General features: G+C 66.9%; 15 protein-coding genes. 10 read left to right on the top strand and 5 right to left on the bottom strand.

The genetic code is table 11. From position 1 onward, the window contains the following. Positions 1-10: 10 nt before the first annotated feature. Positions 11-1,324 carry a YihY family inner membrane protein gene (locus tag QCE62_RS05395; RefSeq protein ID WP_309915201.1) on the bottom strand — a complete coding sequence of 438 codons (1,314 nt, stop codon included), beginning with the start codon at positions 1,322-1,324 and terminating at the stop codon, positions 11-13. Positions 1,325-1,458: 134 nt separating this feature from the next. On the opposite strand from QCE62_RS05395, the gene wrbA reads away from it, so the two are divergent. The 5 genes from wrbA to QCE62_RS05370 all read left to right on the top strand — a co-directional run bounded on the left by wrbA (position 1,459) and on the right by QCE62_RS05370 (position 5,688). Continuing rightward, positions 1,459-2,076 (top strand): NAD(P)H:quinone oxidoreductase, encoded by a 618-nt coding sequence (gene wrbA, locus QCE62_RS05390; RefSeq protein WP_309915198.1) that lies wholly within the window; start codon positions 1,459-1,461, stop codon positions 2,074-2,076. A gap of 8 nt (positions 2,077-2,084) precedes the next feature. After that, entirely contained in the window at positions 2,085-2,480 is a 396-nt protein-coding gene (locus tag QCE62_RS05385; protein WP_309915196.1) for a DUF2069 domain-containing protein, read from the top strand. Positions 2,481-2,640: 160 nt separating this feature from the next. Beyond that, positions 2,641-4,095, top strand: coding sequence for an FAD-binding oxidoreductase (locus tag QCE62_RS05380; RefSeq protein ID WP_309915194.1), 1,455 nt, complete (start codon positions 2,641-2,643; stop codon positions 4,093-4,095). Then, positions 4,092-4,895, top strand: a complete 804-nt coding sequence (locus QCE62_RS05375; RefSeq protein ID WP_309915191.1) for a metallophosphoesterase — start codon at positions 4,092-4,094, stop codon at positions 4,893-4,895. Before QCE62_RS05380 ends, QCE62_RS05375 begins: the two co-directional genes overlap by 4 nt. An 82-nt stretch (positions 4,896-4,977) precedes the next feature. Next, complete coding sequence (locus QCE62_RS05370; protein WP_309915189.1) at positions 4,978-5,688, top strand: SOS response-associated peptidase; 711 nt, start codon at positions 4,978-4,980, stop codon at positions 5,686-5,688. A gap of 14 nt (positions 5,689-5,702) precedes the next feature. On the opposite strand, the gene QCE62_RS05365 is transcribed toward QCE62_RS05370, so the two are convergent. Next, positions 5,703-5,867: a hypothetical protein gene (locus QCE62_RS05365; RefSeq protein ID WP_309915186.1), complete on the bottom strand. Its 165-nt coding sequence runs from the start codon at positions 5,865-5,867 to the stop codon at positions 5,703-5,705. 115 nt (positions 5,868-5,982) lie between these two features. Beyond that, complete coding sequence (locus QCE62_RS05360; RefSeq protein WP_309915183.1) at positions 5,983-6,921, bottom strand: LysR family transcriptional regulator; 939 nt, start codon at positions 6,919-6,921, stop codon at positions 5,983-5,985. A 167-nt stretch (positions 6,922-7,088) separates the two neighbouring features. Here QCE62_RS05360 and QCE62_RS05355 point away from each other — a divergent pair, with 167 nt between their 5' ends. The 5 genes from QCE62_RS05355 (at position 7,089) to QCE62_RS05335 (ending at position 12,220) form a co-directional block, all read left to right on the top strand. Next, positions 7,089-8,612, top strand: a complete 1,524-nt coding sequence (locus tag QCE62_RS05355; protein WP_309915180.1) for an efflux transporter outer membrane subunit — start codon at positions 7,089-7,091, stop codon at positions 8,610-8,612. Between the two features lie 10 nt (positions 8,613-8,622). Next, entirely contained in the window at positions 8,623-10,785 is a 2,163-nt protein-coding gene (locus QCE62_RS05350) for an FUSC family protein (RefSeq protein ID WP_309915178.1), read from the top strand. Beyond that, positions 10,772-10,975 (top strand): DUF1656 domain-containing protein, encoded by a 204-nt coding sequence (locus QCE62_RS05345; RefSeq protein WP_309915175.1) that lies wholly within the window; start codon positions 10,772-10,774, stop codon positions 10,973-10,975. Before QCE62_RS05350 ends, QCE62_RS05345 begins: the two co-directional genes overlap by 14 nt. Positions 10,976-11,017: 42 nt before the next feature. Then, complete coding sequence (locus QCE62_RS05340) at positions 11,018-11,881, top strand: HlyD family secretion protein (RefSeq protein ID WP_309915173.1); 864 nt, start codon at positions 11,018-11,020, stop codon at positions 11,879-11,881. Between the two features lie 93 nt (positions 11,882-11,974). Beyond that, positions 11,975-12,220, top strand: a complete 246-nt coding sequence (locus QCE62_RS05335) for a hypothetical protein (RefSeq protein ID WP_309807985.1) — start codon at positions 11,975-11,977, stop codon at positions 12,218-12,220. Positions 12,221-12,250: 30 nt separating this feature from the next. Here QCE62_RS05335 and astE read toward each other — a convergent pair whose 3' ends face one another. Next, positions 12,251-13,282: a succinylglutamate desuccinylase gene (gene astE, locus QCE62_RS05330; protein ID WP_309915170.1), complete on the bottom strand. Its 1,032-nt coding sequence runs from the start codon at positions 13,280-13,282 to the stop codon at positions 12,251-12,253. After that, the gene (astB, locus tag QCE62_RS05325) at positions 13,266-14,639 is read right to left on the bottom strand and encodes an N-succinylarginine dihydrolase (RefSeq protein ID WP_309915167.1); all 1,374 of its coding nucleotides are present in this window, start codon (positions 14,637-14,639) and stop codon (positions 13,266-13,268) included. Before astB ends, astE begins: the two co-directional genes overlap by 17 nt. Between the last annotated feature and the right edge of the window lie 24 nt (positions 14,640-14,663).

Here is a 14,663-nt window from a genome sequence, read left to right as displayed (position 1 = left end):
CTCATGCAATTCATGCCGTCTGCCGGGGCAGCGCGGAAGGCGGCGGCTCGCGCAGGCGCGCGTCAGTCAGCGCCGAGGCGCGCGCGGCGATCAGCGAGCCCACCGTGATGTCCAGCGCGTCGTTTTCGAGCGCGTTCATGAGCGCGGCGCAATCCACCTGCGCGGCATCGAGCTTCAGCTGATATTCGAGTTCCGCGCGATCGATCACGAACTGGTCGAACAGCATCGTCACCGTCATCTGGTTCGGATTCGCGATAAGCACGTAACGCGGCTGGCGCGCGTCCTCCAGCCGGCCGATCCAGCCGAGCGCGTCGAGCCGGGCGATGAGCCGGTTTGAGGTATCGAGGTCGCAGCGCGCCATTGTCGAGAGTTGCAGCGCGGTGTAGCCGGGCTTGCCTTCGACGCGCGCCTCCACCAGCCGCGCCAGGATCTCGAGCGCGTCCAGCAGGTCGCTGCCGGGGAAATCGCGCCGGTGATATTGCCCGGTGCGAATGGCGGGCAGCGCGGACGTCACCATGGCGCCGACCAGCGCGATCATCCAGCACAGATAGACCCACAGCAGGAACACCGGCAACGCGGCGAAGGCCCCGTACACCGCCGTGTAGGTGGGAATGCGCCGCACGTAGGAGCCGAAACCACGCTTGCCGAGTTCGAACGCAACTGCTGCAATCAGCCCGCCCACCAGCGCATCGCGCCACTCCACCTTGCAGTTCGGCATGAACACGTAGATGAGCGTGAACGCGACCGCCGTCAGCGGCAGCGAGACGCCGGTCAGCGCCCATTCGATGACCGGCGGCATCAGGTTGTGCGAGCCCGCGAAGGCGACCGAATGCGCGAACACATAGGACGAGATGGACAGGCTGCAGCCGAACAGGATGGGGCCGAGCGTGATGATCGACCAGTAGACCAGCACGCGCTGCGCGAACGGACGCGCCTTGCGCACCCGCCAGATGACGTTGAACGCGGATTCGACGGTCATCATCGTCATCACGGCGGTCACGAACAGGATGATCATGCCGACGGTCGTGAGTCCCTTCGCCTTGGCCGCGAACTGGTTCAGGTATTTGAAGATCTGGTCGTTGATCTGCGGCGGCATCAGGTGGACCGCCAGGAAATCCTGCAACGAAGCCTGGAACGAGCCGAAGATCGGAAACGCGGTGAACAGCGCGAACGCGACCGTGGCGAGCGGCACCAGCGACAGCACGCTCGTAAACGTCAGGCTGCCGGCCACCTGCGCGACGCGGTCTTCACCGATGCGGCGCGCCACGAAGCTGGCGAGACGCCTGACCGCGGCGAGATCGATGGAAAGTGACTGCAAAGGCATTCTCCTCGTCGTGATTTCCGGCGTACGCCACGGCGGCGGGCCATGCCCGCCTTGCCCCATGCCCGCATTACCGGGAGGGCGCACGCCCCGGAAACCAGCTCAAAACCTATAATAGCCGTTCACTGAAAAGCCTTATGAACGACATCCTCGTGCTTTATTACAGCCGCCATGGCGCGACCCGCGAGCTTGCGCTCGCCATCGCCCAGGGCGTCGACAGCGTTCCCGGCATGCAGGCGCGCGTGCGCACGGTGCCGCCGGTATCCGCGGTTTGCGAAGCAACCCAGCCCGACATTCCCGCCGACGGTCCGCCCTACGCCGAGCTACGCGATCTCGAAGAATGCGCGGGCCTGGCGCTGGGTTCGCCGACGCGCTTCGGCAACATGGCCGCGCCGCTCAAGTATTTTCTCGACGGCACCACGCCGCAATGGCTTTCGGGCGCGCTCGCGGACAAGCCCGCCTGCGTGTTCACCTCGACCGGCAGCCTGCACGGCGGCCAGGAAAGCACCCTGCTTTCGATGATGCTGCCGCTGCTGCATCACGGCATGCTGATCCTGGGCATTCCGTACACGGAGTCGCGTCTCTCCACGACCCAGAGCGGCGGCACGCCTTATGGCGCGTCGCATCACGCGCGCCTCGGCAGCGACTCCGCCAGCCACGGCATCACCGCCGACGAAAAGGCGCTCGCCATTGCGCTCGGCGCGCGGCTCGCGCGCACGGCGCTCAAGGTCCAACGCGGCGCGCAAGCAGCCTGACGCGGACGATGAACGCACCCGCCGCCATTTCCCGCCGCCACCCTGCCTATGCCCGTGGCGCACTCGCGAGCCTGATTGCGCTGATCGTGCTGGCGCTGCTCTGGGAACTCTGGCTTGCACCGGTGCGGCCAGGCGCCTGGGCGCTCGCGCTGAAAGCCGTGCCGCTGGCGTGCGCGCTGCCGGGCGTGGCGCGCAAGAGCCTCTACACAATGCAATGGGCCGCGATGCTCGTCCTGCTCTATATCGCCGAGGGCGTGGTGCGCGGGATGACGGATGCGGGCCTGTCCGCGTCGCTGGGCTGGCTCGAAGTGCTGCTTGCGGCAGCCTTTTTCGGCTTCGCGCTGGCGTATGTCGCGCCATTCAAGCGTGCGGCGAAGCTGGATGCGCGTGCGAAGAAACGCTGAGCCGTGCGCTTTTCCCACGCCTGCATCGCTTCGACGTGATGCTTTGTAGCACGATTCCCGGCGCACCGTGCGTGCCTATGCCATTCGGCCGAGGTTCGCTTCGCGCCGCCCTGCGCGATACTCTGCACTACGCCTGAACCCCTTTCCTGCCCAACCGTTCATGACCGCCACCCAAGCTTTCGTTTCCGCCTGCGCCGAACTGCTCGGCACCTCGCACGTCCTGACCGAGACCCACGACACCGAGCCGTTTCTCGTCGACTGGCGCAAGCGCTATCGCGGCAATGCGTGCGCCGTGCTGCTGCCCGGGAACACCGAACAGGTGGCCGGCGTCGTGCGGCTGGCGCGTGAATACCGCATCGCCATCGTCCCGCAAGGCGGCAACACCGGCCTGGCCGGCGGCGCCACGCCGGACAACACCGGCGCACAGGCCGTGCTGAGCCTGAAGCGGCTGAACCGCGTGCGCGGCATCGACCCGCACAACAACACGATCACCGTCGAAGCGGGCGTCGTGCTGGCCGAGATCCAGGCGCGCGCGCAGGTGGCACAGCGTCTGTTCCCGTTGAGTCTGGCCGCCGAAGGCAGCTGCACGATCGGCGGCAATCTTGCGACCAATGCCGGCGGCACCGGCGTTCTGCGCTACGGCAACACGCGCGAGCTGTGCCTCGGGCTCGAAGTGGTCACGCCGCAGGGCGAGATCTGGGACGGCCTGCGCGGGCTGCGCAAGGACAACACGGGCTACGATCTGCGCGATCTCTACATCGGTGCGGAAGGCACGCTCGGCATCATCACGGCCGCCGTCATGAAGCTGCACCCCGCGCCGGTCGCGAAGGTCACGGCTCTTGCCGGTCTGGCGTCCGCGCAGGCCGCGCTCGACTTCCTCTCGCTGGCGCAGCATCACGCGGGCGCGCTGCTGACCGGCTTCGAACTCATGTCGGACTTCTGCATGCGCCTGGTCGGCCGGCATTTCCCGCAGTTGCGCTATCCGTTCGAGGCCACGCATGCGCAGACGGTGCTGCTCGAATTCTCGGACAGCGAAAGCGAAGCGCACGCCCGCGCCCTCTTCGAGCGGCTGATGGAAGAAGCGCTGGAGCAAGGCATCGTGGAAGATGCGGTGGTGGCCGAGAATCTCGCGCAGTCGCAGGCGTTCTGGTCGCTGCGTGAACACATTCCGCTTGCACAGGCAGAGGAAGGGCTGAACATCAAGCATGACATCGCCGTGCCCATCTCGGGCATCGGCCGCTTCATCGAGGAAACCGACGCGATCATCGCGAAAGCCGTACCCGGCGCGCGCATGGTGACCTTCGGGCACCTCGGCGACGGCAATCTGCACTACAACGTGCAGGCGCCCGAAGGCGTCGACGAAAAGGCCTTCCTGGCGGAATGCGAAACGCAGATCAACGCGCTCGTCTACGATCAGGTGCATGCGCATCGCGGCAGCATCAGCGCCGAGCATGGCCTTGGCCAACTGAAAGCAGAGGAAGCCATGCACTACAAGTCGCCGGTCGAGGTGCGCCTCATGCAGGCGGTCAAGGCCGCGCTCGATCCCGACAACCTGATGAACCCCGGCAAGGTCGTGCACTCCGGCGCGGCGCCTGCCAAGGAGAACGGCGCATGAAGATTCGCGTGCTGTCGGACCTGCATCTGGAGTGCGACGAGCCCCTGGCCATTCCCTACGCGCAGGCGGATCTCGTCGTGCTCGCCGGCGACATCCACAACCACGCCGAAGGTCTGCGCTGGGCCGCCGAGAATTTCGATTCCGATGTCCCGGTCATCTACGTGCCCGGCAATCACGAGTACTACGACGCCGAATTCGGCGCGATGGAAGCGGCCATGCAGGACGCCGCCCGCAGCGTCGACAACGTGCATTACCTGAACAACGCGTCGCTGGTGGATCGCCGGGGCGCGTGGCGCGTGCTCGGCACGACCTTGTGGACGGACTTCGAGCTGTTCGGATCGGGCGAGAGCGACATCGGCCGCGCCTGCGAGGCGTGTACGAAAGTCATGCTCGACTACAAGGGGGCGATCCAGCTCGCGTGGCCCGAGCCGGACGGCGAGCCGCGCGCGTTCGCACCCGACGACTCGCTGGCGCTGCACGAGCAGGCACGCGGCTGGCTCGAAGCCGAACTCGCGAAGCCCTTCGCGGGCCAGACGATCGTCGTCACGCATCATGCGCCCCGGCGCGAGAGCCTTGCGCCGCAGTATGCGGAAGACATCGTTTCGGCGGGGTTCGTCAACCACTTGCCCACGCTCGCGCGCGCGCCGGTCGCGCTGTGGATTCACGGCCATACACATACTTCGTTCGATTACGAAGCAGACGGCACGCGTGTGGTATGCAATCCGCGCGGCTACTTCAGCAGGCGCAGCGGCCGCTGGGAGAACGAGCAGTTTGCGTGGGACAAGGTGGTCGAGATCTGAGCGTGAGCGACAGCGAGACGAACTGAAGGAAGGTAACCCGACAAGCAGCACGGAACCCTGTTGGACCCTGCGGAGGAACGCCATGTGCGGCCGAATCAGCCAGTACCGACTGCCGATGCATTACGCGCAACGCCTGCATCTGAAAAATCCGTTCGTGCTCGTGGATGCCGCCGACCGGCGTCCGGGCTATAACCTCTCGCCGGGCACGCATCCGCTGGGCGTGTATCCGGACGAATCCATCCGTGCCGTTCACTGGGGATACTGTCCGCCGTGGGCGCTGCAGAAGAAACTGCCGCAGACCATCAACGCGCGCGTCGAAACTGCGGCGACGAGCGCATATTTCAAGCATCTGTGGAAGAAAGCGCGCATCCTGATCCCGGCCGATGGCTGGTTCGAATGGCGCATCGAGCCGCGTGCGGACAACCCGGCCGCGAAGCCCGCCAAGCAGCCGTACTACATCCAGCGCGCCGACGGCGAGCCCATGTACCTTGCCGCGCTCACGAGCATCATGCGCGATGAAGATGCCGCCGCGCCGGGCGCGGGCTTCGTGATCGTGACGGCGGCCGCCGACGAAGGTCTCGTCGACGTCCATGACCGCCGGCCACTTGTCTTTGCGCCCGCCGCCGCGCGACGCTGGCTGGATCCGGACGCCACGCCCGATGATCTTGCGGCCTTGGTCAAGACGGATGGCGTACCGGCGTCGCATTTCGTATGGCACCGCGTGTCCACCGACGTCAACCGCGCCACGAACGACGAACCACGCCTGATCGAGCCGCTGGAAACGCTGCTCTGAGCAGGCAGCGCCTTTTAACGCCTGCGCGTCTCGCGGTCGTCGTCGATGCGGATTGGCACGAGGCGGCCCCGTGCATTGCGTTCAGACTGAGCACGCATCGCATTGAACAGATCGCGCGAAGCCGGAATCGCGATCAGCAGCAACAAAGCCGCGAGGGCGAGCAGAAGTGGCGTACTCATGTAAGGTCCCCGTAAAAGGTGCGAGTGGTCGAAGGCTGACATTACCAAGCTGCGGACGCTTCGTGAGTAAGCAAGTGTTGCGCCGCACCTAATTTCGTAACAGCCGCGCCTGCGCTCAGCTGACCACGAACTCCTTCAGGGAATCGGTATCGGCCGCGAGCGTGTCCGGCATGACCTCGCGCAGGAATTCCACCCAGGTGCGGATCTTCGCGTCGAGATACTGGCGCGACGGATACAGCGCGTACACGTTCAACTCCTGCATCGTGTACTGCGGCAGCACCCGCACCAGGGTGCCCGCGCGCAAGGCCGGCAGCGCGGATGACGTCGGCAGCACGCCGACACCCATGCCCTCGCGCAGCGCCACGACCATCGCGTCGGCGACGTTCACCGTAAACACCGACGGTCCCAGACTTACGGTTTCCTGCCCGTTCGGACCGTCGAACACCCAGCGGTCCGGCGGAAATACCGGCGTCATCAGATGCAGGCAGGTATGGCGCACGAGATCCGACAGCACATGCGGCGCGCCATGCTTCTCCACATAGGCCGGCGACGCGCACGCGATGCTGAACACCGAACCCAGCCGCGCCGACACCAGCGCCGAGTCGGGCAATTCGGAGGCGAGCACGACGGACACGTCGTAACCTTCGTCGAGCAGATCGGGCACGCGCTGCGCCAGCGTCAGATCGACCTGCACCGAAGGATGCCGCTCCTGGTAGCGCGAGATCATCGGCACGATGTAATGCTGGCCGAAGCTCGTCATCGAATGCACTTTCAGTTTGCCGGAGGGCCGCGCATGGGCGTCGCCCGCCTCGGCTTCCGCCTGGTCCACGTACGCCAGAATCTGCTCGCAACGTTGCAGATAGCGCTCGCCGGCCTCGGTAAGCGCGATGCGGCGCGTCGTGCGATTCAACAGGCGCGCACGCAGATGCGCCTCGAGATCCGAAACGGCCCGCGATGCATACGCGGTTGTCGTGTTGAGATGCTGCGCGGCTGCCGTGAAGCTGCCCGCCTCCACGACCCGCACAAATACGCGCATGTTCTGCAGCGTGTCCATAGCGCTTTTCCGACAATGAAACTGGTGACGTGACGAATTGTTGCACTTCTCGCAAGAGGGATTATCACACAATTCGTAAAAATGCTTTGCGTGCTCGCGGGTTATTCGACAAATACTGCAAAAATATAATCACTTCCAGGAAATTGATTCAAATTTGGGAGTAAATCGTGCGAGGGCGAGTAATCCGCAAGACTGCTTCAGCCACAGTTCTTGCAACTATCCTGATCATCTCCGGGTGCGCCAGCACCGGCAACATCGCGCCTCACGATTCGCTGAACGACGCCGCGACGCTCGACGTCGGCACCGCGATCCGGCAAGCCAACGCCGATGCCCAATGGCCCGCCGAACAATGGTGGCGCGCCTATCAGGACCCGCAACTGGACCAGTGGATCGAACGCGCGACGAGCGGCAATCCGACGCTCGCGATGGCCGCGGCGCGCGTGCGCGAGGCGCATGAAGCCGCGGGCATTGCGCGCTCGGACCTGTATCCGCACGTCGATGCCGCCATGAGCGTCGCGCGCAAGAACTGGCCCAACAACGACTTCTATGGCCCCGGCCCTTACGCGGACACGACCACCTGGGACGACACGGCCGGACTGACGCTGTCCTACAACCTCGACCTGTGGGGCCGCGACGAGAACAATGCCGAACGCGCGCTCGATGTCGCCCACGTCCGCGCCGCCGACGCCCGCGCCGCGCAGCTCGATCTCGAAACCAACGTGGTGCGCGCCTATATCGGCTTCTCGCAGGCGTTCGCGCTGCTGGACATCGCGCAGCAAACGCTCGAACAGCAGCAACATATCGCCGACCATGCCCGCCGCCGTCTGAATGGCGGCATCGGCACGCAGCTCGAACTCAGCCAGGCCGAAGCGCCGCTGCCCGAGTACGAGCGGCAGGTCGACATCTATCAGGAAGAGATCGCACTCGCGCGTCATCAGCTGGCCGCGCTCGCAGGCGCAGGGCCGGGCGCGGGAGAAGCGCTGACGCGCCCCGCCCTGTCGCTCGCCACGCCGTTGCCGCTGCCTTCCGCGCTGCCGGCCGAACTCGTCGGCCACCGTCCCGATATCGTCGCGGCCCGCTGGATGGTGGCGGCACAGGCGCGCGGCATCGACGTCGCGAAGGCCGGTTTCTATCCGAACATCAACCTGGCCGCGTCGCTCACCCAGGCCTTCGCGGGCGGCGCGCTGCTGAGTTTCCTCACGAGCAAGGCGTCGGGCTACAGCTTCGGCCCGGCCATCTCGCTGCCGATCTTCGAAGGCGGACGCCTGCGCGCGCAACTGGGCGCGGCATCGGCGCAATACGACGAAGCCGTCGACCACTACAACGCGACGCTGGTCGCGGCGCTGAAGGACATCGCGGATCAGGTCGTGCGCGTGCATTCGCTCGATACCCAGCTCGACGCCTCGGGCCGCTCGGTCGCCGCCGCGCGCAAGAGCTACGACCTCGCGAACGAAGGCTACCGGCGCGGTCTCACCGATTACCTGAACGTGCTCGTCGCGCAGACGCAGTTGCTCAAGGCGCAGGATGGCCAGGCGCGCGTGCGCGCGGCACGGCTCGCGGCCTATGCAACGCTTACGTCGGCGCTCGGCGGCGGCCTCGACGATCCGTCGAACGGGCCGGAGCAGACCGCGCTCGCGCCGTCTCGGCACATCAGCACGCTCGGGCAGCTGAGCGCGCACGGACCGAAGTGAGGCGGCGCCCATGACCTCCTCCACTCATCCAGCAGGCGCACGGCACACGTTCATGCGGGCGCTCGCCGACTGGGCGCGCACCGACGGGCTCGCCTGGATCTACATCTTCAAGGCCGTGCTCGCGGCGCTGCTCGCGTTGTGGCTCGCGATGCGCCTCGACATGCAGCAGCCGCGCACCGCGATGACCACGGTGTTCGTCGTGATGCAGCCGCAAAGCGGCATGGTGCTCGCGAAAAGCTTCTACCGTTTCTGCGGCACGATGGTGGGCCTCGTCGTGATGATGGTCTTCATCGGTCTGTTCGCGCAGCAGCCGGTGCTGTTCCTGTCGGCCACCGCGTTGTGGGTCGGCATCTGCACGGCGGGCGCGGCCCGCAACCGCAACTTCCGCTCGTACGGCTTCGTGCTGGCGGGCTACACGGCGGCGTTGATCGGCATCCCGGCCGCGCAGCATCCGGACGGCGCGTATCTGTCGGCGCTGACGCGGGTCGGCGAAGTGACGCTCGGCATCCTCTGCTCGGGCGCGGTCAGCGCGCTGATCTTTCCGCAGCACGCGGGCGAACAGGTCCGCACCACCGTGCGCCGCCGCTTCACGCAATTCGTCGATTACGTGTGCCGCGCGATGTCCGGCGCCATGCCGCGTGCGCAGATCGAGCGGACCAACCTGGCGTTCGTCGCGGATATCGTCGGCTTCGAGGCGGCGCGCAGCGTCGCGGTGTTCGAGAATCCGGAATCGCGCAGGCGCGGCGGCCGGCTCGCGCGGCTGAACAGCGAATTCATGAACGCCTCGACGCGCTTCCACGCGCTGCATCAGTTGATGAACCGGCTGCGCGAGAACGCATCGGTGACCACCATCGCCGCGCTCGAACCGTTCTTTCGCGAAGTGCCGCCGCTGTTCTCGATCGCGGGCGAGCCGGTGCGCAACGCCGCCGACGCCGCACAAGCCGCCACGCAGTTGCGCGCCTACCGGGCCGCGTTGCCGCCACGCGTGCGCGCGGCGCGCGCCGGCGTCGACACGCATCCGGACTTCGTGCCGCTCGAATTCGACACGGCCACCGAACTGCTCCATCGCTTCGTCGACGACATGCTCGCCTACGCCGAAACCTATGCGTCGCTGAGCGCGCCGTCGCACGAACGCGAGCGCTGGGTCGCCCGCTATGTGCCGCGCACCAACCTGTTCGCGGCGGCCGTGTCGGGGCTGCGCGGGGCGGTCGTCATGTTCGCGCTGTCGGCGTTCTGGATCGGCACGGCCTGGCCGAGCGGCGGCACGATGGTCCTCAACGCGGCCGCCGTGTGCGCGCTGGCGTCGTCGTCGCCGCGGCCCGCGCTGATGTCGGCGCAGATGGCGGCCGGCACGCTGCTCGCCGCGCTGGCCGGCATGGTAGTGGTCTTCGGCGTGTTCCCGCATGTGGACGGCTTTCCGATGATGTGCGCCGCGCTCGCCCCCGCGCTCATGTTCGGCGCGTATCTGAGCACGCGGCCCCGGTTCGCGGGCGCGGGCATCGGCTACTGCATCTTCTTCTGTTTTCTTGCGGGCCCGGACAATCTCGTCCACTACGATCCGACCGGCTTCATGAACGACGCCCTCGCGCTGGTGCTGTCGATGATCGTCGCCGCGATCGCCTTCGCCGTGCTGCTGCCCACCGATGCGCCGTGGCTGCGCAAGCTGCTGCTCGCCGACCTGCGCCGTGAAGTGGCGCACGCGCGCCGTGGCCGCCTGCCGCGCATCAAGACGCACTTCGAGAGCCGCACGCGCGACCTGCTCGCGCAGATCAACGCCATCGCGGCCGGCCGTGCCGACTTGCAGCGCGACGCGCTGCAATGGCTCTTCGCGGTGCTCGAATTCGGCAATGCGGTGATCGACCTGCGGCACGAACTCGCGGCTTCCGAAAGCGATGCTCCGATGCAGTGGCAACGCCAGGTCGAGGCGACGCTCGATGCCGTCGCGCGGCTGTTCGAACGTCCGGGTCCGCAACGCTTCGACACCACGCTCGCCGCCACCGCGCGTGCAATCCAGGAAGTGCAGGCGGCGTCCGAAAACCCGCGCCAACTGCGGCGCGTGACAAGTCATCTGCATCTCATCCGTACCGCGCTGCTCGACCCCGAAGCACCGTTCGCACGACACGCGTCGGTTGATCCAGCCACACCCGAAGGAGCGCCCCATGTTCCCGCGTAACGTCGCGATCCTCGAAGCGTATGTGCCGACGATCCTGCTGCTCTTCATCGCCGGCGCGGTGCTGGCGTGGTTCATCGACCGCGTGCTGGCGCTGACCGGGCTGTATCGCGTGGTCTGGCATCCGGCGCTGTTCCGCGCGAGCCTGCTGGTCTGCATCTGCGGCACGCTCGGGCTCGTGGCGTATCGCTGAGCTAGCCGTTCAAACCTTCAACCCAGTCCAGAGAGTTGCATCATGGTTCTCAGAAAGATCATCGGCCTCGTGCTGACCCTCGCGATGTTCGCGGTGGCGCTCCTCATCGGGCGCGTGCTGTGGGTCCACTACATGGATGAGCCGTGGACCCGCGACGGCCGCGTGCGCGCCGATGTCGTCAACGTTGCGCCGGACGTGTCGGGCGCGGTCGTGCAGTTGCCGGTGCGCGACAACCAGTTCGTCAAGAAGGGCGACCTGCTGATGGAGATCGATCCGTCGCATTACCGGATCGCCGTCGAGCAGGCGCAGGCGAACGTGGCGGCGCGCGCCGCCGAATTGCGCATGCGCCGCGCGGACGCCGCGCGCCGCGCCGACATGGACAGTCTCGTCGTCTCGAAGGAATCCCGCGACAACGCGCAACAGACCGCCTCGACGGCGGCGGCGCAGCTCCAGCAGGCCCAGGCCGCGCTCGATGCCGCGCAGCTCAATCTCGAACGCACGCGGGTGGTGTCGCCGGTGGACGGCTACGTGACGAACCTGAACGTGTTTCGCGGCGACTATGCGACGGCGGGCACGGCGAAGCTCGCGATCGTCGACAGTCACTCGTTCTGGGTCTACGGCTACTTCGAGGAAACCAAGCTGCCGCACGTGCGCGTGGGCGACCGCGCGTCGATCCGCCTGATGAGCGGCGGCGAACTGCAGGGCCACGTGGAGAGCATCTCGCGCGGCATCTATGACCGCGACAATCCGCAGAGCCGCGAACTGCTCGCCGACGTCAATCCGACCTTCAACTGGGTGCGGCTCGCGCAGCGCGTGCCGGTGCGCGTGGGTATCGATCACATCCCGGACGGCGTGCTGCTCTCGGCCGGAACGACGGCCACCGTGGTGATCGCGCCATCCATGTAGGGCCGCGCAGTGCGCAGTCCTCGCTGACCGCCATGCCGATTGTGATATTGGTGATGAGCTACCCGGACACGGCAGACTCAAGCGGAGGATGCGATGAAACGAGGACCGTTCAGCGAGGCAGGCAGGAGACGGCGCCGCATGTTCCTGAGCCGCGCGCACGTGGCGCTGGCCGCGGCCGGCACGCTGGCGGCGTGTTTCGGCATCGGCATGGCGATCAACGGCGGACTGGAGTTCAACCGGACCAAGGTGTTCACGGGCGTCGGGATCATCGCGGTATCGACCGTGCTGTATATCTCGATGCTCTTCGTCAAGGACGATCCCGCGCCGCCGGAACAATGACCGGCGACGGTCTTGCCCATTGCTCCCGTGTCAGGCAAGCGTCGCGAGCGTGGCATCGGTCGTATCGACGACCATCAGGCCCGCGCGCAATCCCGGCTTCACCTTCGGGTTCGGAAACACGATGCGCTCTTCGTCGTGTGAAACCGTGTAGCGATAATCGCCGTCCCGGGCCAGTTCCGTGCCCGCTGCGAACGCGGTGAAGTTCGGCACATCGCCGGCTACGTTCAGCACGAAATGCTCGCTGCGCTTGTCGATCTGCGCGACCACGCTGAATACGCGCAACGACGCCTCCCCTGCCGCTGAAGCGGCTGCCGGCGCGCCCGCCAGCAAGCGGCGCAGCGCGGCATCCGCCGCCGTGAAGCGCGTCAGGTCGTTCTGCCCGAACGGCCGCACCTTGCCGAGTTCCAGCGTGCAGGCCAGCGCGCCCGCATGCTGCGCGGTGAACTGCGTGAACGTATGACCCTTCTCCCGATGCAGCAGCACGGCCTGGAGACGCGCGTCGCGCAGCCAGTCGAACATCGCGCGCGCGGGCGGCGCGCCGGTGTACGGCAGCAACGCGAACTGCTCGAACACCGAGGCGCGGATCGCCGTATGCATGTCGATGTGCCACTTGTCGTGCGCGGCGTCCGCGAAGAAAGCCAGCGCCGCCTGTTCCAGTTCCACCGCGCGCGGCGCTTCACGGCTGGCGCCGAACTGCGCGTGACGGCCGCCGAAGAGCCGGTTCAGATCGTCGTCGGCATAACGCTCGCCCGCGCGCATCGCGCCGATGTTGCCCAGAATCACCAGCAGCCGCGCAGCCAGCGGCGCGCGGCCGCTTGCGACATCCGCCACGAGCCGCGTCAGCAGTTCGATCGGCGCGGTTTCGTCGCCGTGAATGCCCGCCGAGGCAAGCACGCTATGCGAAGGCGCATGCTCCGGTTCGAGGCGCAGCACGCCGTCTCCCAGCCACGTCCAGCGCACGCCCGAGGCCGTCGTGCCGGCGTGCGTCGCGGGTACGCCGTTGCCGAGCGTGAAGCCGAGAAAATCGTCGAGCATGCGCGAAGCATCAGCGCTGGAAATCATAGAGGGCACCCAGTCCGAGGATGGTCGTCAGTTCGTCGAGCGCCGTACGCGACTCGACGAGCAACTTTGGATCGGCGAGATCGGCCGGCGCGAGGCGATCGCGGTAATGCCGCTCGATCCACGCGTCGAGCCGCGCGAACAGCGCGTCGTTCATCCACGCGTGCGGGTTCACGGCCGCGCGCTCGGCCTCGTTCAGCACGACGCGCAAGCGCAGGCAGGCCGGGCCGCCGCCGTTCTTCATGCTCTCGCGCAGGTCGAAGACGAGCACCTCGTCAATGGGCGTCGAGCGCGCCGCGAGCCCGTCCAGATAGGCCGCCACGCGCGCATTCTCGCGGCATTCCTGCGGCACCACCAGCACTTGCCGTCCATCCGCCGCCGACAGCAACTGGCTGTTGAACAGGTACGACGTCACCGCGTCCTCGACGCTCACTTCGTCCGCCGGCACTTCGAGCGCGGTGAACGTGGCGCCGCGTGCCTCGAGCCGCGTGCGCAGCGCGTCATACACCGCGTGCCGATCGACGAAGGCCTGCTCATGGCAGAACAGCGTCGTGAGATTGCCCACCGCGATCACGTCGTTGTGGAACACGCCGGCATCGATCACATCGGGCGACTGTTGCGCGAACACGGCCGCGTCGGCGTCCAGGCCATGCAGGCGCGCCACCGCGCGGCTCGCCTCCAGCGTCTGCCGCGCCGGGTAGCGCCGGGGCTGCGGACCCGCGCCATACTCGCTGCGGCCATACACGAAGAACTCGACGCCCGGCGCGCCGTACGCGCTGGCGAAGCGCGTATGGTTCGCCGCGCCCTCGTCGCCGAGCGCGGGCGTTCCAGGCAACGCGTGATGTATCTGGAAGTGCGCGTCATCGGCGAAGATCGCGCCGAGCGAACGGCGCGTCTCGTCATGCTCGATCGCGCGATGCAGTTTCGCCGCCAGATTGGCCGGCGTGAAATGCACGCGGCCATCGGCGGTGTCGGCGGACGGACTCACGGTCGCCGCGTTCGCGGTCCACATCGCCGATGCCGAGCTCGCCGCCGCCAGCAGTTCGGGCGCTTCGCGCGCCGCGCGGGCGATCACGCTGGCGTCGTCGCCCGAGAAGCCCAGCGCGCGCAACAGCCGCACTGAAGGCCGTTCGAGCGGCGGCAGCACGCCTTGCCGGAAGCCCGCGTCCGCGAGACGCTTCATCTTGCGCAGACCCTGGCTGGCTGCGGCCTTCGGATTGGCCACCGACTTCTCGTTGCTGCGCGACGCGACATTGCCGAAGGACAGTCCGGCGTAGTTGTGCGTCGGGCCGACCAGCCCGTCGAAATTCGCCTCGTAAGCCTTCGGCGCTTCTTTAGGTGCCTCTTTCGATGCCTGCATCATGAATCCTTCGCGATGACTGCT

This window comes from Caballeronia sp. LZ033, assembly GCF_031451265.1.
Classification (GTDB): domain Bacteria; phylum Pseudomonadota; class Gammaproteobacteria; order Burkholderiales; family Burkholderiaceae; genus Caballeronia.
This window is presented reverse-complemented; position numbering and strand designations above follow the sequence as displayed.